The following is a 25,936-nucleotide window of genomic DNA, read 5'->3' as shown; positions in this document are numbered from 1 at the left end:
ACCAGCGTTTGGCGTGACCGTCGGATGACAGTGGAGGACCCGTACCCGTGACTGTGAACCTCACCGAGCAGCGGCCGCAGGTCGCTCGCCCGGTCGCCGAGGCTGTCTTTACCGCCCCCGCCCCGGCGCCGTCCCGGGTCCGGCGGCTCGTGGTCGAGGTGGCCAAGTTCGGGGTCGTCGGCGGTAGCGGCGTCGCGGTCAACTTTCTCGTCTTCAATGCCCTGTTGCACGGTCTGAAGTGGGCGCCGATGACGGCGACCGTGCTCGCCAGCATCATCGCCATGGGTACCAACTACCTCGGCTTCCGCTTCTTCGCCTACCGCGACCGTGCCTCGCGCACCCGCCAGCAGATCGTGCTGTTCTTCGTCTTCAGTGGGCTCGGTGTGGTGATGGAGAGCGTGCTGTTCTACGCCGGCTACCAAGGTCTCGACATGAGCGGGCCGATCGGCTCGAACATGGCGAAGGCGCTGTCGATCGTGCTGGCCTCGGCGTTCCGCTTCCTGGTCTACCGGACGTGGGTCTTCCAGCACGAGGCGAAGCAGGGTGCCGGCGCACGATGAGCGTCGCTGCGGAAGGGACCAGCGCTCGGGGCGCTGGGACAACAGAAAGACGGTTCGGAAGACCCTGGGGCCCGCGCGTGGCCGCCGGGAGGCCGCGGGGCGCGGCCGGCATCACGCTGTGGGCCGCGGTCGCACTGGTCGTGGTGTTCATGCTGCTCGTGATCGTCCGGCTGCCGTGGGACGGTGACCTCGGGATTCACGCGGCGACCGTGGAACGGCTGCGGCACCGGCTGTTCGACCCCGGCAACCCACTGGTCCAGGAGGACACACCCAGCCCGTACTACTCGCCGTGGACCGTCTTCCTCGGCGCCGTCGCCCGTCTCACCGGGCTGTCCGTCTGGGTGGTGCTGCGCATCGCCGCGGTGATGAGCCTGACGCTGCTGGTGACGGGCGTGCGGCGGTATGTGCGCACGCTGAGCGCACACCGCCTGGCGCCGCCGCTCGCCCTGCTGTGCCTGATGTTCCTGTGGGGCACGCAGGTGTTCAACTGGAGCGGCTTCCTCGGGCTCAACTCGCTGGCGCTGACGGTGGCCTATCCGAGCGTGTTCGCGCTGGGCATGGCCTTCCACCTGTGGGCGCTGCTGACGCGGTCGCTCAAGGACGAGCCCGCGGGATGGGTGGTGTTCCTGGGGCTCGGTGCGATGTGGGCGGTGATCCTGCTCAGCCACCAGTTCACCGGGGTGGTGACGACGCTGGGCGCGCTGGCGACGGTGATCGCGGCGCGCGCCGGGCGCCGGGCCCTGCTGCGGCTGGGGGCCGGGATTCTGCTCGGGGTGACGGTCATCACGCTGTGGCCGTACTACGACTTCTTCGCGCTGCTGCACGCGGGCGGGCTCGAGGCGATACACCAGCCGCTGTACCAGCATCTGCTCGTACGGTTCGGGCTCGTGCTGCTGGGCGTCGTGGCGCTGGCGGTGCGGGCGCGGCGTGACCTGCGGGATCCGCTTGTGGTGTTCTTCCTGCTCGGCGTGCTGGTGTTCGCGGCCGGCGGGCTGAGCGGGCACTACTCGTGGGGGCGTGCGCTGCCGGTGGCACTGGTCCCGGCGCAGCTGGCGGCGGCAGTGGAGGTGGCCGGTGCGGCGCGCGGGACGCTGCGAAAGGTGGCGGCCGGGGTGCTGGCGGCCGCGCTGGGCATCGGTGTGTGGACGCAGGTGCAGACCGTCGGGTACGTGGTGGGGCGCAGCGCCCTGCCCGGGGCGGTCGCCGCGAAGTACCGGCTGCCGTGGGTGGGGTACCACTGGATCACGCCGTGGGTGCGGTACGGGGATGTCGTGATGGCCAACACGTGGGCCGCGCGGCAGGTGCCGGCGTACGGGGCGTACACCGTGGCGCCGGGGTATCCGGACTTCTTCCTGCCGGACGAGGCGAAGCGGGAGGCCGCGGTGCGGACGTACTTCGACGCGGGGGTGTCCCGGGCGGCGCGCCTCGGGGTGCTGCGGTCGTACGGGGTGCGGTGGATTGTCCAGCGGCCCGCGGAAGGGGGCCTGCCGCCGGGCGACCCGGCACTGCGGCGGGTGGCTTCGGGGCCGGGGGGCCAGGTGCTGTACGAGGTGGTGCGCTGAGGGCGTCGGTGTCGGGGCGACGGCGCGCGGTCCCGCCGTTGCCGTCTGCGCCCGCGCCACCCCGCTGCGCGAACGTCGGAGGGGCTGACTGTGTCAGCCCCTCCGACGTTTTTGAGGACCATTCCAGGCGCTGCGGCGCCCTGAGCGCTGCCGTGGCCTGAGCGCTGCCGTGCCCTGAGCGCTGCCGTGCCCTGAGCGCTACTGCGCCTTGGGCCCGCTCTCCGCCTTGGGCTTGTCCCTGCCGCCCGTGAACTCCTCGTACGCGGCGATTACCTCCTCGGTCGGACCGTCCATGCGCAGCACGCCGCGCTCCAGCCACAGCACCCGCTCGCAGGTGTCACGGATCGAGTTGTTGTTGTGGCTGACGAGGAAGACCGTACCCGCGCGCTCGCGCAGTTCGCGGATGCGCTCCTCGGACCGCTTCTGGAAGGCGCGGTCTCCTGTGGCGAGCGCCTCGTCGATCAGCAGGACGTCGTGGTCCTTGGCCGCGGCGATCGAGAAACGCAGGCGGGCACCCATACCGGAGGAGTACGTCCGCATCGGGAGCGTGATGAAGTCGCCCTTCTCGTTGATGCCGGAGAAGTCGACGATGTCCTGGTAGCGCTCCTTGATCTGCTCCCGGGACATGCCCATGGCAAGGCCGCCGAGGTAGACGTTGCGCTCGCCCGTCAGGTCGTTCATCAGGGCCGCGTTCACCCCGAGGAGGGAAGGCTGGCCGTTGGTGTAGATCTTGCCGTTCTCGACGGGCAGCAGCCCGGCGATGGCCTTGAGCAGCGTCGACTTGCCGGACCCGTTCGTACCGATCAGGCCGACGGCCTCGCCCTTGTACGCGGTGAACGACACGTTCTTGACGGCGTGCACCCGACGCACGCCCGCCGCCTTCTCCGCCTGCTCGCGGCGCAGGATGCGGTTGAGCGCGGCGGTGGCCGAGCCACGGCCGGAGCCGGTGCCGTTGACGCGGTAGACGATGTCGACGCCGTCGCAGATGACGGTGGGGGTGGGTTCGTCCTTCATGAGCTCAGCCACGGCCGTACTTCTCCTCAGCCTTCCAGAAGTAGATGAAGCCGCCGACGCCGGCGAGCAGCGCCCAGCCCACCGCGTACGCCCACACGTGGTGCGGGAGCTGCTTGGCGTGGAAGCTGTCGATCAGCGAGAAGCGCATCAGGTCGATGTAGATGGCGGCGGGGTTCGCCTCCAGCAGTCGCTTCACGATGTAAGGCAGGTGGGTGGCCTTGAGCGTCTTGTCGATGCTGAACATGACGCCCGAGACGTACATCCAGGTGCGCAGGATGAACGGCATCAGCTGCGCGATGTCAGGCGTCTTGGCGCCCATGCGGGCCATGATCAGCGACATGCCGGCGTTGAACACGAACTGCAGCACCAGCACCGGGATCGTCAGCAGCCAGGAGGCGCTGAGCGGGATGCCGAAGCAGAACAGGATCACCACGAGAGCGGCCATGGAGAACAGCAGCTGCTGGAGCTGCTGCAGCGCGAAGGAGACGGGCAGCGCGGCCCGGGGGAAGTGCAGGGCCCGCACCAGGCCGAGGTTGCCGGAGACGGCCCGGGTGCCCGCCATGATCGAGTTCTGCGTGAACGTCCAGACGAACACGCCCGTCACCAGGAACGGGACGTAGTCCGCGACGCCGTGCTTGGTGCCCAGCAGCACACCGAAGATGAAGTAGTAGACCGCCGCGTTCAGCAACGGCGTCATGACCTGCCAGATCTGGCCGAGCTTCGCCTCGCTGTACTGGGCGGTGAGCTTGGCGGTGGCGAAGGCCGAGATGAAGTGGCGGCGCGCCCACAGCTGGCGGACGTATTCCGGCAGGGAGGGGCGCGCGCCGCTGACCGAGAGGCCGTACCGGGCGGCGATCTGCGCCGGGGTCTCGGCCTGGTCGGTGGCCGCGGTGGGCGGTGTGTGGAGAACCTGGCTCACATCCGCTGCTTTCACTCGGGGGTCGGTTGCGCGAACCGGTCCGCAGTCTTCCGTCGTAATGACCTCTTTGGCACCTTCTCCCGGCATTTCTCACAATTCTTGCCGGGGTCTTGCTTTGCTCTTGGGTCTTGTACTGCTCTTGGGGGTTTGAACGACCGCCCTTTGCGTCGGGACGGGACCGTATCGTCGCAACGCGAGCGTAAGCCGATCTGACGTCGGAACGCAACCGTTCCGACGTCACGCCCTATGCTGGTCCGCATGACGACGAACGCCGACGCTCCCCAGGTGAAACGGCGCCGCAGGACGCCCGCGGGTGCGGCCGTGCTCCGCGAGGAAGTGACGGAGGCCATTCGCGTGGCCGTCTTCGAGGAGCTCGCCTCCGTCGGCTACGCACGGATGTCCATCGAGGGCATCGCGCGCCGGGCGGGCGTCGGCAAGACGGCGGTGTACCGCCGGTGGCGCTCCAAGCTGCACCTGGTCCTGGACCTGGTCTCGGCGGTCGCGGTGCAGGGCCTGCCGGCCCCGGACACGGGATCGCTGGAGGGAGACCTGCGCCTTCTGTACGAGGTGACGTCCCGGGCCCTGCGTCACCCGGTGGCGGCCCAGATCATCCCGGACCTCCAGGCGGAGGCGGCCCGCAACCCGGAGATCGCGGACGCCATGCAGAAGGCACTGCGCGAGGGCCAGCAGAGCGTGGCGAGCGGCATCGTCGCCGCGGCTGCCGCCCGCGGTGAGATCAGCGAGGCCATCGACATGGACCTGGCCCTGGACCTGATCTCCGGCCCCCTGTACTGGCGCGCACTGGTGGTACGGGGCCAGAAGCTGCCAACGGGCTACCTGGCGGGACTGGCGCGGGCTACTGCGGGGGCGCTCAAGGCGTTGTGAGGGGGGCGTATTCGCGGGGAGTCGCGAAGGGGCCGTGGGAGCCCGTGGGGCCGCAATCGCGGCGGCCCGTGAGGACTTCGCTGCGAGGACTTCGCCAACAGGATCGTTCGCCGGTCCGCTCGATGTCCAAGGCCGACCCCGGGCCCTGCAGGGCTGGGGGGTGCGAATGCGTCAGCCCGTCTTCTCCGGGGCGCATCCCCGCACGATGTACGCCACCAGTTCGTCCAGACCCCGGTCGTTAGCCTCCGGGGGAAGCGCGCCGCTCGCCATCAGGTCCGCGTAACCGTGCAGGGTGGCGAAGGCCGGGATGCCCACGCGCTCCACGGGACCCTCGCGGACCTCGCCGCGGCGCTGGCCCTCCGCGATCAGTTCCGTCGTCCGGCCCGTCCAGCGCTGGGACGCGGCGACCAGATCCTCGGACGCCTCCGGGTTGTGCTTGATCGAATACATGACGTCGAGCAGCTCGGCGTTGGCGGTGGCGAAGCCCACGTAGGCGCGTGCCACGGCGGCGAACCGCTCGGCGAACGACTCGCCCACCCCCTCCTGGGAGGCCGTGATGATCTCGGCGAGCCGGTCGAAGCCGGTCAGCGCCAGGGCGTCGAGCAGCGCCTGCTTGTCCTTGAAGTGGCGGCTCGGTGCGGCGTGGCTGACGCCCAGGTCGCGGGCGAGTTCCCGGAGGGACAGGGCGGCCGGCCCCTTCTCCCGGAGCGTCTCCTGCGCGCGGGCCAGCAGCGCGGCCCGCAGGTCTCCGTGGTGATAACGACGACGAGTGTGCATGTGGGTCAGTGTATCGAGCATGTGAACGTCGCCTACATTGTTGGCGGCGTCACTATTGTTGGCATTGACAGCATTGTTGGCATCGCCTACTTTGAGGTCATGTCCAAGACTCAGCGCAAGTCGAACGCCACCGACATCACCGACCAGAGCGGCCGCACCGCCGTCGTCACCGGAGCCAACAGCGGGATCGGCCTCGCCGCCGTGGACGCTCTCGCCCGCGCGGGTGCCCATGTGGTGCTTGCCGTACGGGACCTGCGGCGCGGCGAGGCGGCAGCCGCGAGCGTGCGCGGTGCGAAGGGAACCGTCGAGGTGCGCCGCCTCGACCTGGCCGACCTGGCCTCCATACGGGAGTTCGCCGCGGGCTGGCAGGGCGGCCTGGACGTCCTCGTCAACAACGCCGGTGTCATGAACATCCCCGAGGCTGCCACCAAGGACGGCTTCGAGATGCAGTTCGGCACCAATCACCTGGGGCACTTCGCCCTGACGAACCTGCTGTTGCCAAATGTCAGGGACCGTGTGGTCACCGTCGCCTCGGGCGCGCACCGCTTCCCGGGCGCGCGCATCCACTTCGACAACCTGAATCTGGCCGACGAGTACGCGCCGATGGCGGCGTACAACCAGTCGAAGCTCGCCAATCTGCTGTTCACGCTGGAGCTCCAGCGCCGTCTGACCGAGGCGGGATCTCGGGTGCGGGCCCTCGCCGCGCACCCGGGCTGGGCCGCGACCAATCTGCAGGGCCGCGACGCCAGCGCCGTGCGCCGGGTGGCGATGCGGATCGGCAATCGCGTGTTCGCCCAGGACGACAGGGCGGGCGCCCTGCCGACGCTGTACGCCGCGACCCAGGACCTGCCCGGCGCGAGCTATGTGGGACCCGACGGTCTCGGCGAGATGCGGGGTGCCCCGACCCTGGTCGGTCGCTCCCGCGCGGCCAGCGACCCGGTCTCGGCCCGCCGTCTGTGGACGGCCTCCGAGGAACTGACCGGTGTCACGTTCCCGGAACTCGCGGACCTGCCCACCGCAGGGGCCTGAGGGCTGCCGCCCACGCCGGTCCCGGCGCCGGGCGCGAGCGGCCGCCCCGTGCTGCGCCGCTCAGCTGCGCGCCGCCTCCGGATGAAGCCGTACCCAGCCTTCCCACGCCGACGCGATCATGTCCTCCACGTCGTGCTTCGCCGTCCAGCCCAGCTCCTTGGCGATGCGGTCGGCCGAGGCGACGACGCGCGCCGGGTCGCCGGGGCGGCGGGGGGTGACCGTCGGCGGGGTGTTGTAGCCCGTGGTCGCGTTGATGCGGTCGATCATCTCGCGGACCGACACGCCTTCGCCGCGGCCGATGTTGAGGGTCAGGTCCGTGCCGGGTGAGGCCTTCAGCGCGCGGGCCGCGGCCACATGGGCCTCCGCCAGGTCGACCACGTGGATGAAGTCGCGCACACAGGTGCCGTCCGGCGTCGGGTAGTCGTCGCCGAAGATGCGCGGAGGCGCGTTCTCCGTCAGCTTCTCGAAGACCATGGGGATCAGGTTGAAGACGCCGACGTCGGCCAGTTCGGGCGCCGCGGCCCCCGCCACGTTGAAGTAGCGCAGGGACGCCGTGGACAGGCCCGTGGCCCGGCCCGCAGCGCGCACCAGCCACTCGCCGACGAGCTTCGTCTCACCGTACGGCGACATCGGCGCGCACGGCGTCTCCTCCGTCACCAGGTCAACGTCCGGCATGCCGTACACCGCGGCGGAGGAGGAGAACACGAAGGAGGGAACTCCGATGTCCGTCACCGCCTCCAGCAGGACGCGCAGGCCCTCCACGTTCTCCCGGTAGTAGTGCAGCGGCAGTTCCACCGACTCGCCGACCTGCTTCTTGGCCGCCAGGTGCACGACACCCGTCACCGAGTGCTCCGTCAGCGTGCGGCGCAGCAGCTCGCCGTCCAGCGTGGAGCCCACCACCAGCGGCACGTTGGAGGGCACGCGCTCGGCGATGCCCGTGGACAGGTCGTCGTACACCACGGCCCGCTCGCCCGCCTCGGTCATCGCGCGGACGACGTGCGCCCCGATGTATCCGGCGCCGCCGGTGATCAGCCAGGTCATGTGCGGCCGTCTCCTCGTACCCATTGTGTTCTTGCAGTTACCTCAGTGAACCAGCCGTCAGTGAACCAGCCGCCGAAGCCTCCGGCTCATGACGGATGTCACTCCTCGAAGACCCGGCGCCACCCGCAGGGCCAGCGCCCCCGAGTGGGTCGCGTACGGCTGCACCAGCAGTACCCCGTGCCTGAGGCTGGGTACCGCGTGGCGGCCCAGCAGACCGGGGCCCGTGACGGCGTGGGCCGTGGTGACGCGGTTCGTGCCGTCGTCGAAGCGGAGCGTCAGCCGCAGGTCCCAGGTGCCGGACCCGAGCGCCGCGAGGTCCACGGGCGCCTCTGCCGTCCAGCCGCCCGCGGCCGTGTCCGGCCTGAGCGCGGCCGAGTGCGCAAAACCCACCCGCTCGCCGTCCTCCCGGAGCACGAATTCCACGTCCACCCTGGCCGGGCGCGCGTTCTCCACCCGACCGTACATCTCGTGCAGGCGCAGCCTCAGCCGGGTCGCGCGCACGTGGAGGTGCAGCTCCGCGTCGACGGCGACCGGCAGGTGCTGCATGGGGCGGTGCAGCAGGTGCTCCAGCTGGACCTGCGGCAGGTCCGCCGACCAGACGGGCGTGCCGTCCGCCGTGCTCGCGTAGGGCGGGAGCAGCCGCGCCGGACGGGCGGCCAGCTCCTTGAGCCGGTTCAGGTCGCGCGGCTGCTCGGAGGCGAGCAGTACCTGTGCGATCACCCGCCCCGAAACGGACGCCTGGGCGAAATCGGCCGCCTCGTAGCCGGAGAGGTACGCCCGCGTGAGCTTCCACCACTCGTCGCGGTACCCGGCGTCGCGCAGCGGCAGCTCCCGCGCGTACATGCGCAGCCCGCGGTCCAGGAAGGTGGTGCGCGCCGCTCGGGCGAGCTGCTTCTCGCCGGCGCCCAGCAGGGTCTCGTAGGCCTGCCGGGTGGCCTCGATGCGCGCCTTCCAGTTGTCGACGGCGGCGCGGTCGAGGGAGATGGACAGACGCTGGGCGGAGCGGCGGACGTGCCAGACGTAGACCGTGTCGGGGACCAGGGCGATGCCCGGTCCGGCGGCCAGCACACGCGCGGTGAACACGAAGTCCTCGTACGGGAAGCGGCCGTCGGGGAAGCGGATGCCGTGCTCGCGCAGGAAGTCGGTGCGGTACAGCTTGTTGACGCACAGCGTGTCGTAGGCCAGACGGGGACGCCGGGAAGGGTGGGAGACCACCGCGGGCCGCTCGTACAGCTCCGGCTGCCAGGGGACCTCGCGGCCCGACGGCAGCTCGCGGCGCACGCACAGACCCGCGGCGAGCGGGGTCCCATGGGCGACGGCCGCCATGAGCAGCGCGTCCACCGCGCCGGGCGGCAGCACGTCGTCGCTGTCCAGGAACATCAGGTAGGGGGCGGTCGCCGCGTCGATCCCGTCGTTGCGCGGGGAGCCGCAGCCGCCGCTGTTGACGGTTCTGCGCACCACCTTCACACGGGAATCCTCGGCTGCGAGGGCGTCCAGCAGCTCGGGGCTGCCGTCCGTCGAGCAGTCGTCGACCGCGATCACCTCACGGACGACTCCGCCCTGTGCGAGGGCCGAACGCACCGCGTGCGTCACATGAGTGGCGTCGTCGTAGCCAATGACGACGACGCTGACCTGTGCATCGTGAGGGTGCATCGAATTCACGGGCTCGCAGCGTAGGGGTACCTGGTGGTCAAGCGTTAAGAGGCTCTTAACCTCCTGTGCGGGAGAGAACAGGAATCCTATCCGGGTTCCTCGAAGGCGTGTCCAGCTGTGGCCGGTCCACAAGGGGCCGTCCCGAGCGCCACAGGCGCACGAAGGATACGACGGCCGCGGCGGCCAGCAGCCCGTTGCGCACGAGCATCAGCAGACACCCCACCCACGCACCGTTGATGACTTCCCCGTAGACGGCTGGGTACTCCACCGTGCTCACCGCGGTCGCCGCCAGGACGAGCAGGGCCACCGGACGCTGCGTGGTGTGCCGTGACGTCAGACACACCGCGGCCAGTCCGACCAGCCACACCATGTACTGGGGGCTGATCACCCGGCTCGTCACCGTGAACAGCAGGACGGCCGCGAGCGCCGCGTCGTACGGGGTCGCCGCCGTCCAGCGGCGGGCCCGCAGCCGCCACAGCAGCAGCAGGCCGAAGGCGACCCCGGTCAGCAGGAGCGAACAGGCGGCGACGGCACGCACATGCGGGCCCACGAACTCCACGGCGCCGTACTGGTAGCGGGTGTGCCCGGGCCACCCCGCCCGGCGCGCGAACATGAGCACCGTGCCGCCCAGCGACTCGATCTGCACGCCCCGGCCGCCCTGTTGACGCAGGAAGTCGAACGGGTTGCGGAACAGGGCGGCGATCAGGGCGAGAAGAGTGACCGATGTCACCGCGGCCGCCGTCCACGCCTCGCGGGTCGTACGGCCGCGCGGCGTGCCGATGAGTGCCAGCGCGGGCCATACCTTCACCAGGGCGCCGAGCGCCGCGAACGCACCGCACACACGTGTGGAGCGTGACAGCGCCAACAGGGAAATGACCGCGAACGCGGTGACCTGTACGTCGTACCGGGCGAGCGGGATGTGCAGCAGCAGCGGCAGGCCCGCGATCCACAGTCCCGCTCCACGCAGCGAGCGGCCCGGGCGGGTGCCCGCGCGAGCGAGGACGAACGCGATCACGGCGTCCGTCAGCAGCGTGAGGACCACGAACGCCTGGAAGTACGTCAGGTTCGGCAGCAGTGCGGGGGAGAGCAGCACCACGCCCGCGCCGGGCGGGTACTGCCACAGGTGGTCGCCGGAGGGGAACGCGCCCTGGGCGAGGAGGCCGTACCAATGGAAGTACAGGTTCCACACCTCGCTCGCGACGCCGCCGCTGCCGAGGAGTCTGTCCTGGTCGTGGGCGAGCAGCCACAGCATCAGGGCGCGGGTGGCGAGCCAGCCGCCGACGAGAAGGAGCAACCGATGTGTCCTGCGGACCCTCCTCAAAAGGGGTGGCGAAAAGTGTGCGGATCTGGTGGCTCGGGGCTCCATGGCAGTCTTCAAGGCACTCATCAAGCCCGGATGGTAGGCCGCATGGGGGCCGCATGTGTGCAGATTCCCCGTCGATACCCGGCAAAAAGGGTAGTTAATCGCACGAAAACGGCGCATGTTGAATGCGTGCATGAGTCGGTCACCGGTGAGGCGCGGGAAGCGCGTGGCCGTCCTCGTGCCCGCGGTCGTCATGGCCGCGCTCGGGCTGTGGGGACCGGACCGCGACGGCATGTGGCGTGACGAGGCCGCCACGTTCCAGATCGCGCGCCGCTCGGTACCGCAGATCCGGCATCTGCTGCACAGCGTGGACGCACGGCCTGGACTACCTGCTGATGCACTCGTGTGGCCGTCCAGCCCGGCGAGGTGCCGCTGCGGCCGCCCTCGTCAGGAGGGCGCGGCCGTCCCCGGCGGGCCTGGGGTCCAGGCGCAGCCCGGCGTCTCCTCCAGCGCCGCCGCGTCCAGGGCCCGGGTCAGCCGGTCGAGGCGGGCCCGCAGTTCCATGATCTCCGTCAGGTCGAAGCCCGTCGCCGCGGCGATCCGGCGTGGTACCCGCAGGGCGCGCTCCTTCAGTGACGTGCCCTCGTCCGTGAGACGGACCTGCACGGACCGCTCGTCCTGCGTGCTGCGCTCCCGGCGCACCAGGCCCGCCGCCTCCAGCCGCTTCAGCAGCGGCGAGAGCGTCCCGGAGTCCAGCCGCAGATGCTCGCCGAGCTTCTTCACCGGCAGCTCTCCGTGCTCCCACAGCACCAGCATCACGAGGTACTGCGGATAGGTGAGCCCGAGTTCCTTCAGCACGACGCGGTAGACGCCGTTGAAGGCGCGGGAGGCTGCGCTGAGCGAGAAGCAGATCTGGCGGTCGAGCCGCAGGTACTCCTCGTCCGCGGAGGCCTCGGCGCTGGGGATCGGCGTGGTCGTCATGCCCCCAGGGTAGCTCCTGCGGGCCATTTAGTTGTGCACAATTGAGTTGTGTGCTCTACTCATCTCGTGAGGCGGCCCGGACGCACGGAAGGGGCCGGCCGCCGGACACGACTTCGAGAGGGATGGTTTTCCATGGACGCGCTCTACACCGCTGTCGCCACCGCCACCCACGGCCGCGACGGGCGCGCCGTCAGCTCCGACGGCAAGCTCGACCTCCAGCTGGCCATTCCGGTGGAGATGGGCGGCAGCGGCCAGGGCACCAACCCCGAGCAGCTCTTCGCCGCCGGATACGCCGCCTGCTTCGCCAGCGCCCTCGGCCTGGTGGGCCGGCAGGCGAAGGTCGACGTCAGCGACGCCGCGGTGACCGGCGAGGTCGGCATCGGCAAGCAGGGTGAGGGCTTCGGCCTCTCCGTCGTCCTGCGCGTGGAGCTGCCGGACTCGGTGGACGAGGCGACCGGCCGCAAGCTGGTCGAGCAGGCCCACCAGGTCTGCCCCTACTCCAACGCGACCCGCGGCAACATCCCGGTCGAGCTCGTCATCGAGTAATCGAGTACCTCGCGGCCCCGTACGCCTTCCGCGGTGTACGGGGCCGTCCGCATGTCCGCGCACGCCCCGCCCCGGGGCCCCTGCTCATGTCCGGGTCAGCACATCGCAGTCGCCCGCCGCCGGGATCGAGGCCGGGACGTCGGGCTCGCCCTGCATGAGCGTCCGCACCACCCGCGGGGCCGCACGCCTGCGCGGCATGGCGGCTCTCCGGGGCTTGGAGCGGTCAGAGGCGCTCGGCAACCGGCACACGGCGGCCGGGCGCCGGGATGGTCGCGAGCGGAACGGTCGGCAGCCCCGCCGCGGCGGAGGGGACCGGGTGCCGGCCGGTCAGGGGCACGACCGGCGGCAGCCAGGCGCTCTCCCCGAGGACGACCCGGCGCACGATCCGCTCGGCGGCGCGCCCGTCGTCGTGCGGGCAGAACCGCTCGCGGAACGCGGCCCGCAACTGCGCCGAGCGCGAGCCGCACCAGTGGCCCGTGGCGAAGATGTCGATCAGCTCGTCCTCGTCGCGCGCGACGGCGCCCGGCGCGCAGGCGCGCAGATCGAAGTAGGTGCCGCGGGCCGCCTCGTACGCCTCCCAGTCGTCCGCGTACACGACGATCGGGCGGTCGAGGTTGGCGTAGTCGAACATCAGCGACGAGTAGTCGGTGACCAGCGCGTCCGAGGCCAGGCAGACCGACTCGACACTCGGATGGCCACTGACGTCGATCACCCGGCCGCCGGTGTCGCGCGCCAGCGGCTCGCCGTGCGAGGGGTGTGCGCGGGTCAGCAGCACATAGCGTGGACCGAGCCGGCGCAGGACGCGCTCCGGATCGAGGGCGAGGTGCGGGCCGCGACGGTAGTCGCGGTACGTCGGCGCGTACAGGATCGCCACCGACTCCTCGGGGATGCCGAACGTCTGGCGCAGCCGGGTCACGTCCGCCGAGGTGGCCCGGGCGAACACGTCGTTGCGCGGGAGCCCGTACTCCAGCGTCGTGAACGCCGACGGGTACACGCGCTCCCAGACGAGGGTGGAGTGGCGGTTGCCGGACACCACGTAGTTCCAGGTGTCGGAGGCGTGCAGCATCCGGCCGAGGTCCGTGCCGTCGGCGGCGGCAGGACGGTCCCGGAGGTCCAGGCCCATGCGCTTGAGCGGGGTGCCCTGCCGGGTCTGGACCATGACCTGGCCGGGGCGCTTGACGAGCCGGCGGTCGAAGTCGGCGTTGTGGACGAGGTACTTGGAACGTGCGAGCGCCGTCCAGTACGCGGCCGAGCCGGGCCGCAGGCGGCGCGTGGCCGCCGGGATCGTGTGGTGGTGCTCGGGGCGCGCGATCCACGCGGTGCGGATGTGCGGGACCAGACCGCGGAACGCCGACTCCAGGGCGCCCGGATTGCAGCCGTACGCGCCCCCCGCGTCGCGGGTGAAGACGGCCCGGTCGGCGCGCAGCGGGAGGCGGAGCTGGAGGCGGTAGTGGGCCCAGAGCGCGGCGGCGGCCAGACGCCGGACCCCCTTGGCGGCCGGGCGGCGCACCCCGCGCGCACCGCGCGTGGCCAGGGACAGCAGCCGGTAGGTGCGATGGCTGCCGAAGCGGATCAGCAGATGGCGTGGGCGCAGGGGCGCGCCCGGCACGTGGTGACGGTGGTAGTGGGCGCGGGCCAGGCGCAGGAACTCGGACCGGCTGCCCCGGGGGAGCCGGCCGCGCCGGACGTAGACCGTGGCCAGATGGTCGACCATGTGACGGAAGAGCACCGGTCGCCAGCGGGCGAGCCCGGGGCGCGCGTCGAGATGCGCGAAGACCCGGTCGTACTGCTCGAAGATGTCGAAGTGCCGGCGGCTGGTCGAGTCGAGGATGCTGCCCTGGCGGCGCTGGCGGTAGTGGACACAGACCCGGTCGAGGGTGGCGATCGTCCCGGCGGTCAGCAGCACCGGGAACGTCCAGGGCGCGTCCTCGTAGTAACCGGCCGGGAAGGCGAATTCCTCCCGCTGGATGAAGTCCCGGCGGTACGCCTTGTTCCAGACCACCATCAGCAGCGACAGCAGGCCGGGGCGGTCGTCGAGGCGGAAGGGGGCCGGGCCCTGCTCGGTCAGCAGGCCGGCGAGCCGGTTGCGGACCGTCCTGCCGGTCCAGTACGTGCGGGCGTAGTCGAAGACCAGGACGTCCGGGTCGGAGGTGTCCTTCAGCCGGTCGGCGATGTCCCGGAGCGCGCCCGGGGTCATGCTGTCGTCGCCGTCCAGGAAGAGCAGATAGTCGCCCCTCGCCCGCTCGATCCCCGCGTTGCGGGCCCGCCCGAACCCCGCGTTCTCCGTCAGGTGCAGTGGCCGGACCCGGGGGTCACGGGCGGCGAACTCGTCGATGATCGCACCGCACCCGTCGGGTGAGCAGTCGTCGACGGCGATCACCTCGAGGTCTGTGTACGACTGTTCCAGCACGGATGTGAGGCAGTCCTGGAGGTACGCCTGAACCTTGTACGCGGGGACGATGACACTGAACCGGGGCAAGGGGCATCCAAGGGATCGGCGCGGGCATACTGCCCGGAAACGGCCGATGGGGTGGTTTGGTTACGCCGGATGCGGCATGTGGGGGAACGCGGACGGAAACCCCGGGTGAACGGCGAGGGGTGGACCGGTCGTGAACGGCGAGGGGTGGACCGGTCGTGAACCGCGAGGGGTGGACCGGCCGTCGGTCCACCCCTGAACCTCCGTGCGGCAGGGACTACTTGACCGCCCCCGCCATGACGCCCGACACGAACTGCCGCTGGAACGCGAAGAACACGGCCAGCGGGATCACCATGGAGATGAACGCGCCCGGCGCCAGGACGTCGATGTTGTTGCCGAACTGTCGTACCTGCGTCTGGAGCGCCACCGTGATCGGCTGGGTGCCCGACTTGGTGAACACCAGCGCGACCAGCATGTCGTTCCACACCCACAGGAACTGGAAGATGCCCAGGCTCGCGATCGCGGGACCGCCGAGCGGCATCACGACCCGGGCGAACAGCCGCAGTTCGCCCGCGCCGTCGAGGCGGGCGGCCTCCAGCAGCTCCCGGGGGATCTCCGCGAAGAAGTTCCGCAGCAGGAACACCGCGAAGGGCAGCCCGAAACCCGTGTGGAAGAGGACCACGCCGAAGACCGTGCCGAACAGGCCGATCCTCCCGAACAGCTCGGCGATGGGGATCAGCGCCACCTGCACGGGGACGACCAGCAGGCCGACCACGCCCAGGAACCACCAGTCGCGGCCCGGGAACTCCATCCAGGCGAAGGCGTAGCCCGCGAGGGAACCGATCACCACGACCAGGATCGTGGCCGGCAGGGTGATCAGGACCGTGTTCACCAGGGAGTTGGTGATGTCGCTGTTCTCCAGGAGCTTCTGGTAGCTCTCGAAGGTCAGTTGCGACGGTTGGCTGAAGACCTTCCACCACCCGGACGCGCTCATGTCGGCCGGCTTGCGCAGCGAGGCCAGCAGCAGACCGACCGTCGGCACCAGCCAGAACAGGCCGACCAGGATGAGGAAGACGCGCACCAGACCGCCGCCGACACCCTCCGCGAGCCGCGCCCCGAGGGAGCGTTTCGCCGTGACGACGGTGAGGGGCGCCATGTGTGCCGGACTGCCGGCCCGCGTCGTCATCGCCGCACCTCCCGCCTGAGCCTGCGGATGTTGAACAGCATCACCGGGACGACGAGCAGCAGGAGGAACACCGCAATCGCGCTCGCGATGCCCGGCTGGTCCTCCGAGAAGCCCTTGCGGTACAGCTCCAGGGCCAGGACGTTCGCGTCGCCCTGGGACGAGCCCGGCGGGATGATGAACACCAGGTCGAAGACCTTCAGCACGTTGATCATCAGCGTGACGGTGACGACCGCGAGTACGGGTGCCAGCAGCGGCACGGTGACCCGGCGGAAGACCTGCCACTCGTTCGCGCCGTCCACGCGCGCCGCCTCCAGCAGCTCCCGCGGCACGCCCGCGAGACCCGCGGCGATCAGGACCATCGCGAAACCCGCCCACATCCATACGTACGCGCTGATGACGGCGGGGGTGACGAGCGCCGGGCCGAGCCAGTCGACGCCGTTGTACGGCTCCCTGAAGTTGCTCGCCGGAAGCCGCAGCCGGGCCCCGTCGGCGGCGGCCGGGAGCGTGAACGTGCCGTCGTCCGCGGCCTGGGCGGAGGCGACGACCTTGCCGTCCTTGACCGCCTCGATCCGCATGCCCGCATAGCCCTGTTCGGACGGGTCGACGGCGCCGAGCCGCCCGACGCCCTTGCCGCGGGTGAAGTCCTGCCAGGTCACGCCGGTGATCTTCCCCGGCTCCGGCTTCGCCCGGACCGCCCTCTTCGCGTTCTTCGGCATCTGGTCGGGGGCGACGCCCACCAGGGGGAGCGCGACCGACTGGCCCGTGTGCACGGTCGCGGCGGTGATGAACCCGCCCAGGTCGGGCTCCAGGGGCGACTGACGGCCCGCATGGGCCTTCGGGAAGGCGGAGGACCGGACGAAGGTGTCGTGGACGCCCACCCACACCGCGTTGGCCACGCCCTTGCCGGGGTCCTGGTCGTACACCAGCCGGAAGATGATCCCCGCGGCGAGCATCGAGATCGCCATCGGCATGAAGACGACCAGCTTGAACGCCGTGCCCCAGCGCACCCGTTCGGTCAGTACCGCGAAGATCAGACCGAGCGCGGTCGAGACGGCCGGTGCGAACACCACCCAGATGATGTTGTTCTTCAGGGCGGTACGGATGCCGTCGTCCGTGAACAGGGCCTTGTAGTTGTCGAATCCGGCGAAGGAGTCGCCGGGCCGGTTGAGGAAGCTGCGGATCAGCGAGTACCCGATCGGGTAGACCACGAGCGCGCCGAGCAGCACCAGGGCGGGCAGCAGGAACAGGGCTGCCACGGTCCTGCGGGTGCCGGTCACGCTCCTGCGCGTACGGGCCTCGGGCGCCGGTGCGGCGCCCGAAGCCGTGACCGACGTCATCGTCGGCTCACTCCTCGCACGGACATGCCCGGCTCAGCTCCCGTACGCCTTCGCCGCGTCCGCCTCCAGCTTTGCCTGGGTGCCCGCGACGTCGATCGGGTTCTTCAGGAAGTCCTGGAGGTCCTTCCACTCGCCCTTGCCGGGTGTCCCGCCGAAAGCCTGCGGGGCCTGGTCGGACATGTCGAAGCGGAAGCTGTCGCCGGCCGCGATCAGCGCCCTGGCCATCTTCTGCTGCACCTCGTTCGGGTACGAGGACAGCGCCACCGACTTGTTCGGTGAGAGGTAGCCGCCGAGCTTCGCCTGGATCGTGGCCGCGTCCGGCGAGGCCAGGAAGGTGGCCAGGGCCTGGGCCGCCCTGGAGTCCTTCAGGATGACGGCCGCGTCGCCGCCGGTGACCACGGGTGCCTGGCCGCCTACGGCGGGGAACGGGAACACCTTGGCGTCCGTGCCGATCTTCGCCTTCGTCTCCCCGATGTTGACCTCGGCGAAGTCCCCCTCGAAGACCATGCCGGCCTTCGGCTGGTCACCGCCGGTGAACGTCTGGGTGACGGAGGCCGGGAACTCGGTCTGCAGCGCGCCGTTCGCGCCGCCCGCGATGTAGTCCTTCTTGCCCCAGATCTGGGCCAGCGTGGTGAGCGCGTCCTTCACGGACGGGTCCGTCCACTTGATCTTGTGCTGAGCGAGTTGGTCGTACTTGTCCGGGCCCGCCTGGGAGAGGTAGACGTTCTCGAACCAGTCGGTGAGGGTCCATCCGTCGGCGCCGCCGACGGAGAAGGGGGTGACCCCGGAGTCGTAGACGGCCCGGGCCGCCGCCAGCAGATCCTGCCAGGTCTTGGGTTCCTTGGCGCCCGCGCCCTCGAACGCCTTCGCGTTGTACCAGATCAGCGACTTGTTCGCGGCCTTGTAGTAGACGCCGTACTGCTTGCCGTCCACCTTGCCGATGTCCTGCCAGCCCTGTGAGTAGTTCTTGGCGAGCTCCGCCTCTGCCTCGGGGCCGAGGGGCTTGGCCCACTTCTTCTCGACGGCCTGCTTGATGGCGCCGGGCTGGGGGAGCAGCGCGACGTCCGGCGGCTGACCGCCGGCGATCTTCGAACCGAGGAAGTTGATGATCGGGTCCTGGGCGGCCACGAAGGTGACCTTGGCGCCGGTGCGCTTCTCGAACTCGGCGAGCACCTTCTTGAAGTTGGCCTGCTCGGCACCGGTCCAGACGGCGGAGACCTCCAGGCTCTGGCCGTTCAGCCGGGGGAGCACGACCGTGGCGCCGGTGTCCCGGCCGCCGTCGCTCGCCTTGTCGCTGCCGCTCTTGTTGTTGTCGCTGCTGCAACCGGTGAGTGCGAGGGCCCCGGCGGCGACGACGGCGGCGGCCACGGCCCCTGTGGCTCGGCGGGTCCGGTGGGTGGGGTGCGTGGGGTGCTTCGGCGACTTGCGTGTACGAAGAGTGCTGTGCATCACTGCCCCGTTCTTCGTTCCTCGTCGAACGTGCGGACGCTGTCCCGTGCGCTCCGGTCTACGCGGGGTCGTTCGGGGCGGCAAGAGCGCCTGCGGTGTCAACCGGTCGATCGTGACCGCGTCGTGACGTTCGGTGAGGGTGGCGGACCGAAGCGCCGCGTGGCACGGGCCTGGGGCCGGGATCCCGGCGTTACAGCAGCGAAGGCACCTCCGTCGCCGACACCGAACGGGCCGCCCTCTCCAGCGCGCTCGCCAGCAGGGCCAAGTCCGTGGGCCCGTTTCCGAGTTCGCGGACGGGGCGACGGGCCGGGGGATCGCCCATGCGGTGCCACTCCAGGGGCACGACCGTGGGGCGGAGCGTGGCCGTGCGGGGGATGCGACCGGTGATCCGCCCGCCCTGGAACGGTGCCACCCTGCCGTCCGGCCGGGTCAACCGCCCACGCCCGGGGGCCGGTTCGTCGGGACCCGACGCCGCCGCCTCCAGGGCGATGCGGAGCGTGGCCGTGCGGGTCGGCTCCCACTGTGCGGTCCGGCCGCCCGGGTCCGAGGCGGCGACGAGGTGCACCCCGAGCCGTTGCCCGTCCCTGGCCACCGCCTCCAGCGCCCGTACGACCGAGCCGGCCGCCGGGCGGCCCGGCGAGCCCAACGCCGGGGACAGCAGCGCGTCCAGGTCGTCGACCAGCACCACCAGCCGTGCCAGCGGCGGCCCCGCCTCCGCTCGTTGCCGAGCCGCCGGGGGCCGCAGCCGCAGCGTGGCGCTCGGCGGGGTGTCGAGGTCGCCCGAGGCCGTACTCCCCGACCGCTGCGGCACCATCCGGCCGGACACCTCCCGCTGGGTGTGCCATTCCGCGAAGCCGAGCCGCCCCAGCAACTCGGCCCTCCGCTTCAGCTCGGCACTCAGCGACTGCGCGAACTCCCGCATGCGCACGGGGTCGTTGGCCGCGAGATGCGTGGTGACGTGCGGCAGGTCCGTACAGACCCGCAGACCGTCCCCCGCGGTGCCGCCCTGCGCCCCGCAGTCACGGCCGTCGACGAGCACGATTGCGAGCCGGTCCGGGCGGTCGGCCGCCGCGAGCGACGCCGCGATGGAGCGCAGCAGCTCCGTACGACCGCTGCCGGGCGGTCCCTCGAGGAGCAGGTGCGGCCCCTCGGCGGTGAGGTCCAGGGACACCGGACCGCGCGGACCGGCGCCGAGCACCGCCGAGGCACGTCCGCCCGGCGACTCCGTGTCGTCCGCCGCGTCCGCCCACCGGGCCATCAGTGAGGCCGGGGTGGCCCGCGCCAGGCCCAACTCGTCCAGCAGCCGTGCCGCCTGGGGCAACGGCGCCGACACGCGCGCGTGCCGGTCCCCGCCACCATCCGGCCGCAGCGGAGCGAGCGCCCTCGCGAACCGCTCCGCCCACGCCGGGGAGACCGCGTCCACGGCGGCGACCGTGCCGTTGCCCACCGGAGCCCGGAGCCCCCGCGCGGCGTCCCCGCCCTCGCCCGGCGCGACCCGCAGTAGCCGCAGCGCCGTCGCCACATCGCCGCACAGCAGCGCGACGGCCCCGCACTCCCGGAACACCGGTGAGGCCGCGCACGCCGCGTCGTATGTCTCCGTCACCGGGCAGGCGGGAGAGGCGGTGGGGGCCTCGGCCAGGCAGACGACATGGATCCCGGCCCGCGCTCCCTCCTGCGCCAGCCGCACGACGGACTCGCGCACATCGGCGCCGCCGGGGTCCCCGTCCACGACCACCACGGTGTACGGACCCGGGAAGGCGCCGTCGGCCGGGTGCTCGTCCCGCGCCCAGGAGGGGCGGCGGGCGGCACCTCGTGCGGGAGACCCGGAGGACCCGGCGAGCCCGGAGGGCCCGGCAGGCCCTGCAGGACCCGGAGGTCCGGAAACCTCGGTGGTACGGGAAATGCCGGACGGCGCGGAGGGGACGCTCGGCGGCGTGCCCGCGGTCGCGCTCGGCGGGCGTATGTCCGTCGGACGGCCCGTGGCGGTGCCGGGGCCCTCGCCGGTCATGCCGGTCATGCCGGTCATGCCGGTCACGGCAGTCGTGCCCGTCACATCGCTTGCGCCGGTCACATCGGTCCCACCCGTTACGCCGGTCACGCCCGTCGTGCCCGTGCGGCCGTCGGGGTCCGTCAGCCGGTCCTCGAGGCGGCGCAGAAGCTCCTCCGTGCGGGCCGTCGCCTGTTCGCGGTCGTACGCCAGCAGGAGCCGGCAGTCCTGGCCGTGGGCCGGGCGCAGATGCGGGAGCCAGCCCAGCCAGGCCCAGTCGGCGGTGCGCTGCTCCAGCGGGCGCGAGCGGTCGGCGCTGATCAGGACCAGCTCCAGCGTGTCGGGGGAGTGCAGCGCGGCCAGCTGCGCCACCACCGCGCGCGCCAGCCCGGCCAGCCGCGCGCGGGGCCCCGCCAGGCCGAGCGCACCGGCTTCGCGCAGTCCGGCGGTCACCGGCACGGCAGGCAGCAGCGACCCGTCCGGGCCGGGCCGGTCCGCCGTGCCCAGCCGCACGGTGAGCGCCTCGGGGTGTCCGGGGCCCCGCTCCCACAGCCGCGGCCCGGGGCCCAGCGCGGCCAGCAGCAGCGATGCGGGGTCCGGCCATTTCTCCGGGGCCCGGGCGACGGGGGGCCCGGGCGTCCGCGTAGCCAGGTCGTCGTGGGCGTCCAGGCCGGGACCGGCCTGCTCGCCGCGGGCCCCGGTCAGCCGCCGTGCCCAGGCCGTGAAGCCGCCGCGCCTGCGCACTCCCGGCGGAACGTCCGTCCCGCGCGGCGGGGTGCCCTTGCGCGTGCCCGCGTCGGCCGTGCCCCCGTACGCCGGGGTCCGGTCCTCGGTCCGCGGGGTGCCGCCCTGCCCCGGCGGGACCGGCATGGGGAAGGGCGGCTCGACGGGCCCGTGCTCCTGTGCTCCGGGGACCACTCCGCCGGAGGCGCCCCAGCCGGTGACGCCGAAGCCGTGATGGGTGTCGCCGGAGGCGTGTCCCCGGGCGCCGCCCTCCGCCGCGGGACGCCCGTCCCGGGGGCCGGGCTGGGAGCCGTGTCCCTCCCGGGGCGTGCCCCGGGAGGGGGGCCCGGCCTCGGTGCCGTCGTCCGTGCCAGGGGTCCCGGCCGCGCCCGGTCCCGGGACGCTGCCCGCGCGTGCGTCCGGCACGGTCGCCGCCCGCGTCGCAACCGCCGGACCTTCCCGAACCTCCGCGTCGAGGACCCGTACATGTCCCTCTCCGTCCGGCGCCGTCCCCACGGATCCGGCCGCGCCGGGCGGGGACAGCCGCAGGGCCGATTCGCCGAGGCGCAGCAGGGCGCCCCGGGGGAAGCGCACCGGGTGGCCGGTCACCCGCCTGCCGTCGAGCACGGTGCCGTTCGTGGAGCCGAGGTCGGCGACCGAGACGCGGCCGTCCGCGGCGACCGTGATCTCGCAGTGCAGCCGGGAGACGTCCGGGTCGTCCAGCGGGACGTCCGCGTCGGCGGAGCGGCCTATGCGGATCGCACCGCCGTGCAGCAGATGGACGCCGCCCGCGTCCGGGCCCGCGACCACATGCAGCTGGGCCGCGTCCTCGTCCGGCTCGGGGCCCGGCTCCGCCGGGGCGCCCAGCGTCAGCACCGCGCCGTCGAGCAGCGGTGGCTCGCCGAGCGTGCACCTCTGGGTGTCCAGTCGCTCCACGCCCGCGTACAGCACCACGGGACCGTCGCCCGCCCCGACCGCCGAGGCCAGGCCCGAGGCCACCGCCGCCAGCGCCGTCCCGGCGGGCGCGGTGACCAGCACGTCGCAGCTCGCGGCGCGCGCCCGTGACTCCGGGGGCGGGCCCAGGGGGTCTACGACGGTCAGCCGGATCTGCATCGCCGTCAGCGGTCCCTTCTGCGCGGCACCCGCGGACGGGGCCGGGGCCGCGCCGCGGTCCCCCACCGCGACTTCCCCCACCGCACACGAGCACATCGGCCAGTACGGGATGCATCCTCGCACCTGCCACCGACAGCGTGCCTGCCGCCCGGCGCCAAGTGATCTTGATTGGTCGGCTCTGCCCGTAAAAGTGCCTGACCAGTGGCCGACCGGTGTCCGCTTGGGACCGGTCTTGAGATCGGTCACGCCCGGGTCGGGCAACCAAGTGCACCGAAGGGAGCGTCTTCTCATCGAACACGTACGGGGACCGCGTACGTAACCTCACATGCGAAGCACGGCGAATGACGTACGGACCCACGGGAACGGCGTACCGGACGGGCAACGGCGAGGCGCCCACCGACGTCCACCCCCGTGAACAGGCGCAGCGGACGCACAGGCTGTCGACAGCCCGGTGCCAGGTTCCGCGGCACTACAGTGGGTCGGAACACCTGTACCACGGTGGACCGACCAGGCAAGCAAGCAGCAGGGAGCGCATGACGTGCGGCCGGTAGGCAGCAAGTACCTGCTCGAGGAGCCGCTCGGACGCGGCGCCACGGGCACCGTCTGGCGAGCCCGCCAGCGTGAGGCCGCGGGCGCCGAGGCTGCCGTCGCGGGACAGCCCGGCGAGACCGTCGCGATCAAGGTCCTCAAGGAGGAGCTGGCGAACGACGCGGACGTCGTGATGCGGTTCCTGCGGGAGCGGTCCGTCCTGCTCCGGCTGACCCACCCGAACGTCGTGCGGGTACGGGACCTGGTGGTCGAGGGCGATCTGCTGGCGCTGGTCATGGACCTGGTCGACGGCCCCGACCTGCACCGCTACCTCCGTGCCAACGGCCCCTTCTCGCCCGTCGCCGCGGCCCTGCTCACCGCGCAGATCGCCGACGCGCTGTCCGCGAGCCACGCCGACGGCGTCGTGCACCGCGATCTGAAGCCCGCGAACGTGCTGCTCGAGCAGCATGACGGCCAGATGCACCCGATGCTGACCGACTTCGGCATCGCCCGGCTGGCCGATTCCCCGGGCCTCACGCGCACACACGAGTTCGTGGGTACGCCCGCGTACGTGGCCCCCGAGTCGGCCGAGGGCCGCCCGCAGACCTCCGCCGTCGACATCTACGGCGCAGGCATCCTGCTGTACGAGCTGGTCACCGGGCATCCCCCGTTCTCCGGCGGTTCCGCCCTCGAGGTGCTCCACCAGCACCTGAGCGCCGAGCCGCGCCGCCCCTCCACCGTCCCCGACCCGCTGTGGACGGTCATCGAGCGCTGTCTGCGCAAGAGCCCCGAGCAGCGGCCCAGCGCCGAGAACCTGGCCCGGGGCCTGCGGGTCGTCGCCGAGGGCGTCGGCGTGCACGCGAGCGCCGCGCAGATCGCCGCCGCCGAGGGCGTGGGTGCGCTGCTCGCGCCGGACCCGGCCCCGGCCGCCGTCCCCGGCTCCGCCGACCCCACGCAGGTCCTGCCGCACGGCGCGGGCGCGTACGACCCGAACGCGGCGACCAGCGTCCTGCCGCACACCTCGGCCGGCCCCGCGGGCGCGGCGGACCCCACCTCCGTCCTGCCCAGGAACGGAGCGGCCGAGCCGACGACCGTGATGCCGCCGGTACCTCAGCACCAGCCCGGTGGACAGCCGGGGCCGGAGGAGCCGCACCCCTGGCAGAACCAGTTGCGCGCCGCCCGCGACCGCAACGAACAGACGCAGGTCCAGACCTACCTCGACCCCGGCGAGGACCCGCTGCGCCGCCGCCCGCAGCGGCAGGTCGCGCGCCCGCAGCCGCGGCAGCAGCAGCCCGCGTCCGGGTACGGCCATCCGCGGCAGCAGCCCCAGCAGTACGCGCCCCAGCGGCAGCAGTACGCGCCTCCGCAGCCGTATGCGCCCGCGCCGGCCCCGCGTCCGGCGCGCGAGCCGCGTCCACCGCGGCAGCGCAGCGCCAACCCGATGAAGATCCCGGGACTCGGCTGCCTGAAGGGCTGCCTGTTCACGATCCTCATCCTGTTCGTCGCCGGGTGGCTGGTCTGGGAGTTCAGCCCGCTGCAGCACTGGATCGGTACGACCAAGTCGTACTGGACGATGCTGAGCGACTGGTTCGACAAGGTGAGCGGGTGGATCGGGAAGCTCAACGGGAAGTGACAGGGGGCCCGGCGGCCCAAGAACACTCCGAGCCTGGGGATTTGTCGACATCTGACGGGTGATTTCCGTCTCGGCGGTGAAGGTTGACCCTTCGGACGCGTAGTTTTGTCGACCGGGGTTCCTGCAGCCCGCGGCGTCAGCCGCCGGCATCGCGGCCCCGGAACGGCGCAGCGTCGGCAACACGCGTCCCCAGTAGGAGCAGCCTTGGCACGGAAGATCGGCAGCCGGTACACCGCGAACCAGATCCTGGGACGGGGAAGCGCCGGCACGGTGTGGCTGGGCGAAGGGCCGGAGGGGCCCGTCGCCATCAAGCTGCTGAGGGAGGACCTCGCGTCCGACCAGGAGCTCGTGGGCCGCTTCGTCCAGGAGCGCACGGCGCTGCTGGGGCTCGACCATCCGAACGTGGTGTCCGTACGCGACCTGGTGGTCGACGGCAACGACCTGGCGCTGGTGATGGACCTCGTCCGGGGCACCGATCTGCGCACCCGTCTGGACCGCGAGCGCCGCCTGGCGCCCGAAGCGGCGGTGGCGATCGTGGCGGACGTGGCCGAGGGGCTCGCGGCGGCGCACGCGGCCGGGGTCGTGCACCGGGACGTGAAGCCCGAGAACGTCCTGCTGGACATGCAGGGGCCGCTGGGCCCGGGCGGCGCGCACCCGGCGCTGCTGACGGACTTCGGAGTGGCGAAGCTGATCGATTCGCCGCGCCGCACCCGCGCGACGAAGATCATCGGGACCCCCGACTACCTGGCCCCGGAGATAGTGGAGGGCCTGCCGCCGAGGGCGGCGGTGGACATCTACGCGCTGGCGACCGTGCTGTACGAGCTGCTGGCCGGCTTCACGCCGTTCGGCGGCGGCCACCCGGGCGCGGTGCTGCGCCGCCATGTCACGGAGACGGTGGTGCCCCTGCCCGGCATCCCGGAGGAGCTGTGGCAGCTGATCGTGCAGTGTCTGGCGAAGGCGCCGGCATCGCGGCTGAGGGCGTCGGAGCTGGCGGCGCGACTGCGGGAGCAGCTGCCGCTGCTGCACGGGATGCCGCCGCTGGACGTGGACGAGCCGGACGCGGAGGCTGCCGAGGAGGCGCCCGAGGCGGCGGTGCCGGGAGAGCCGACGGAGGCACGGGTGCGCCGGGGGGCGGTGCCGCTGGTGCCGGGGGCGAAGCCGGACTCCAACCGCGACACGCACACCTCGATGCGGGTGCCGGGGCCGGACGAGCTGGCGGGCGGCGCCCGGGGCACCGCCCGTGCGCCCCGGGCGACGGGAGCCCCCCGCCCCGGCTCCGCCCGCCACCGGGCCC

Annotated in this window: 19 protein-coding genes; 7 read left to right on the top strand and 12 right to left on the bottom strand. The window is 72.0% G+C overall.

Features of this window, described 5'->3' with window-relative positions:
- Positions 1-53 precede the first annotated feature (53 nt).
- Both AAW14_RS32490 and AAW14_RS32485 read left to right on the top strand, forming a co-directional pair.
- On the top strand, positions 54-560 hold the full coding sequence (locus tag AAW14_RS32490) for a GtrA family protein (protein WP_265568012.1): 507 nt from the start codon (positions 54-56) through the stop codon (positions 558-560).
- Between the two features lie 149 nt (positions 561-709).
- Positions 710-2,122, top strand: a complete 1,413-nt coding sequence (locus tag AAW14_RS32485; RefSeq protein ID WP_265568033.1) for a hypothetical protein — start codon at positions 710-712, stop codon at positions 2,120-2,122.
- Positions 2,123-2,320: 198 nt separating this feature from the next.
- On the opposite strand, the gene AAW14_RS32480 is transcribed toward AAW14_RS32485, so the two are convergent.
- Both AAW14_RS32480 and AAW14_RS32475 read right to left on the bottom strand, forming a co-directional pair.
- Positions 2,321-3,136, bottom strand: a complete 816-nt coding sequence (locus tag AAW14_RS32480) for an ABC transporter ATP-binding protein (RefSeq protein ID WP_416223411.1) — start codon at positions 3,134-3,136, stop codon at positions 2,321-2,323.
- 4 nt (positions 3,137-3,140) lie between these two features.
- Entirely contained in the window at positions 3,141-4,055 is a 915-nt protein-coding gene (locus tag AAW14_RS32475) for an ABC transporter permease (protein ID WP_265568010.1), read from the bottom strand.
- Positions 4,056-4,313: 258 nt separating this feature from the next.
- Between AAW14_RS32475 and AAW14_RS32470 the strand changes: the two genes are divergently transcribed.
- Complete coding sequence (locus AAW14_RS32470; protein ID WP_265568009.1) at positions 4,314-4,940, top strand: TetR/AcrR family transcriptional regulator; 627 nt, start codon at positions 4,314-4,316, stop codon at positions 4,938-4,940.
- Between the two features lie 171 nt (positions 4,941-5,111).
- On the opposite strand, the gene AAW14_RS32465 is transcribed toward AAW14_RS32470, so the two are convergent.
- Entirely contained in the window at positions 5,112-5,717 is a 606-nt protein-coding gene (locus AAW14_RS32465; RefSeq protein ID WP_265568008.1) for a TetR/AcrR family transcriptional regulator, read from the bottom strand.
- Between the two features lie 99 nt (positions 5,718-5,816).
- Here AAW14_RS32465 and AAW14_RS32460 point away from each other — a divergent pair, with 99 nt between their 5' ends.
- On the top strand, positions 5,817-6,746 hold the full coding sequence (locus tag AAW14_RS32460; protein ID WP_265568007.1) for an oxidoreductase: 930 nt from the start codon (positions 5,817-5,819) through the stop codon (positions 6,744-6,746).
- A 60-nt stretch (positions 6,747-6,806) separates the two neighbouring features.
- On the opposite strand, the gene galE is transcribed toward AAW14_RS32460, so the two are convergent.
- The 4 genes from galE to AAW14_RS32435 all read right to left on the bottom strand — a co-directional run bounded on the left by galE (position 6,807) and on the right by AAW14_RS32435 (position 11,724).
- The gene (gene galE, locus AAW14_RS32455; RefSeq protein ID WP_265568006.1) at positions 6,807-7,787 is read right to left on the bottom strand and encodes a UDP-glucose 4-epimerase GalE; all 981 of its coding nucleotides are present in this window, start codon (positions 7,785-7,787) and stop codon (positions 6,807-6,809) included.
- Positions 7,788-7,844: 57 nt separating this feature from the next.
- Positions 7,845-9,440 (bottom strand): glycosyltransferase family 2 protein, encoded by a 1,596-nt coding sequence (locus AAW14_RS32450; RefSeq protein WP_265568005.1) that lies wholly within the window; start codon positions 9,438-9,440, stop codon positions 7,845-7,847.
- Positions 9,441-9,495: 55 nt separating this feature from the next.
- The gene (locus tag AAW14_RS32445; protein WP_416223410.1) at positions 9,496-10,692 is read right to left on the bottom strand and encodes a glycosyltransferase 87 family protein; all 1,197 of its coding nucleotides are present in this window, start codon (positions 10,690-10,692) and stop codon (positions 9,496-9,498) included.
- A 498-nt stretch (positions 10,693-11,190) separates the two neighbouring features.
- On the bottom strand, positions 11,191-11,724 hold the full coding sequence (locus AAW14_RS32435; RefSeq protein WP_265568004.1) for a MarR family winged helix-turn-helix transcriptional regulator: 534 nt from the start codon (positions 11,722-11,724) through the stop codon (positions 11,191-11,193).
- 132 nt (positions 11,725-11,856) lie between these two features.
- Here AAW14_RS32435 and AAW14_RS32430 point away from each other — a divergent pair, with 132 nt between their 5' ends.
- A complete protein-coding gene (locus AAW14_RS32430) occupies positions 11,857-12,270 on the top strand; it encodes an organic hydroperoxide resistance protein (protein ID WP_265568003.1) in 414 nt (137 codons plus the stop codon).
- A gap of 223 nt (positions 12,271-12,493) precedes the next feature.
- Here the strand turns inward: AAW14_RS32430 and AAW14_RS32425 are convergent, their stop codons facing one another.
- From AAW14_RS32425 to AAW14_RS32405, 5 genes are all read right to left on the bottom strand, one after another.
- Positions 12,494-14,749 (bottom strand): bifunctional glycosyltransferase/CDP-glycerol:glycerophosphate glycerophosphotransferase, encoded by a 2,256-nt coding sequence (locus AAW14_RS32425; RefSeq protein WP_265568002.1) that lies wholly within the window; start codon positions 14,747-14,749, stop codon positions 12,494-12,496.
- A gap of 214 nt (positions 14,750-14,963) precedes the next feature.
- Positions 14,964-15,872 (bottom strand): carbohydrate ABC transporter permease, encoded by a 909-nt coding sequence (locus tag AAW14_RS32420; protein WP_265568001.1) that lies wholly within the window; start codon positions 15,870-15,872, stop codon positions 14,964-14,966.
- The gene (locus tag AAW14_RS32415; RefSeq protein ID WP_265568000.1) at positions 15,869-17,209 is read right to left on the bottom strand and encodes a carbohydrate ABC transporter permease; all 1,341 of its coding nucleotides are present in this window, start codon (positions 17,207-17,209) and stop codon (positions 15,869-15,871) included. Before AAW14_RS32415 ends, AAW14_RS32420 begins: the two co-directional genes overlap by 4 nt.
- Positions 17,210-17,242: 33 nt before the next feature.
- Positions 17,243-18,658, bottom strand: a complete 1,416-nt coding sequence (locus tag AAW14_RS32410) for an ABC transporter substrate-binding protein (RefSeq protein ID WP_265567999.1) — start codon at positions 18,656-18,658, stop codon at positions 17,243-17,245.
- A gap of 190 nt (positions 18,659-18,848) precedes the next feature.
- Positions 18,849-22,481 carry an FHA domain-containing protein gene (locus AAW14_RS32405; protein WP_265568031.1) on the bottom strand — a complete coding sequence of 1,211 codons (3,633 nt, stop codon included), beginning with the start codon at positions 22,479-22,481 and terminating at the stop codon, positions 18,849-18,851.
- 538 nt (positions 22,482-23,019) lie between these two features.
- On the opposite strand from AAW14_RS32405, the gene AAW14_RS32400 reads away from it, so the two are divergent.
- Together AAW14_RS32400 and AAW14_RS32395 are read left to right on the top strand one after the other, a co-directional pair.
- Entirely contained in the window at positions 23,020-24,642 is a 1,623-nt protein-coding gene (locus AAW14_RS32400) for a serine/threonine-protein kinase (RefSeq protein ID WP_265567998.1), read from the top strand.
- Positions 24,643-24,846: 204 nt separating this feature from the next.
- On the top strand, positions 24,847-25,936 hold a 1,090-nt coding region (locus tag AAW14_RS32395; protein ID WP_265567997.1), incomplete at its 3' end, for a serine/threonine-protein kinase.

It is taken from the genome of Streptomyces hygroscopicus, from assembly GCF_026168105.1.
Classification (GTDB): Bacteria; Actinomycetota; Actinomycetes; order Streptomycetales; family Streptomycetaceae; genus Streptomyces; species Streptomyces hygroscopicus_D.
The sequence above is the reverse complement of the archived record's forward strand: the minus strand, read 5'-3'. Positions and strand labels throughout refer to the sequence as shown.

Excerpts from the sequence above, each read along its gene's own strand:
- AAW14_RS32450 (WP_265568005.1), bottom strand. The coding sequence starts at position 9,440 with ATGCACCCTCACGATGCACAGGTCAGCGTCGTCGTCATTGGCTACGAC.
- AAW14_RS32405 (WP_265568031.1), bottom strand. The coding sequence starts at position 22,481 with ATGCAGATCCGGCTGACCGTCGTAGACCCCCTGGGCCCGCCCCCGGAG.
- AAW14_RS32485 (WP_265568033.1), top strand. The coding sequence starts at position 710 with ATGCTGCTCGTGATCGTCCGGCTGCCGTGGGACGGTGACCTCGGGATT.
- galE (WP_265568006.1), bottom strand. The coding sequence starts at position 7,787 with ATGACCTGGCTGATCACCGGCGGCGCCGGATACATCGGGGCGCACGTC.
- AAW14_RS32445 (WP_416223410.1), bottom strand. The coding sequence starts at position 10,692 with ATGCTGTGGCTGCTCGCCCACGACCAGGACAGACTCCTCGGCAGCGGC.
- AAW14_RS32460 (WP_265568007.1), top strand. The coding sequence starts at position 5,817 with ATGTCCAAGACTCAGCGCAAGTCGAACGCCACCGACATCACCGACCAG.
- AAW14_RS32415 (WP_265568000.1), bottom strand. The coding sequence starts at position 17,209 with ATGACGTCGGTCACGGCTTCGGGCGCCGCACCGGCGCCCGAGGCCCGT.
- AAW14_RS32465 (WP_265568008.1), bottom strand. The coding sequence starts at position 5,717 with ATGCACACTCGTCGTCGTTATCACCACGGAGACCTGCGGGCCGCGCTG.
- AAW14_RS32470 (WP_265568009.1), top strand. The coding sequence starts at position 4,314 with ATGACGACGAACGCCGACGCTCCCCAGGTGAAACGGCGCCGCAGGACG.
- AAW14_RS32410 (WP_265567999.1), bottom strand. The coding sequence starts at position 18,658 with ATGCACAGCACTCTTCGTACACGCAAGTCGCCGAAGCACCCCACGCAC.
- AAW14_RS32435 (WP_265568004.1), bottom strand. The coding sequence starts at position 11,724 with ATGACGACCACGCCGATCCCCAGCGCCGAGGCCTCCGCGGACGAGGAG.
- AAW14_RS32430 (WP_265568003.1), top strand. The coding sequence starts at position 11,857 with ATGGACGCGCTCTACACCGCTGTCGCCACCGCCACCCACGGCCGCGAC.
- AAW14_RS32480 (WP_416223411.1), bottom strand. The coding sequence starts at position 3,136 with ATGAAGGACGAACCCACCCCCACCGTCATCTGCGACGGCGTCGACATC.
- AAW14_RS32420 (WP_265568001.1), bottom strand. The coding sequence starts at position 15,872 with ATGACGACGCGGGCCGGCAGTCCGGCACACATGGCGCCCCTCACCGTC.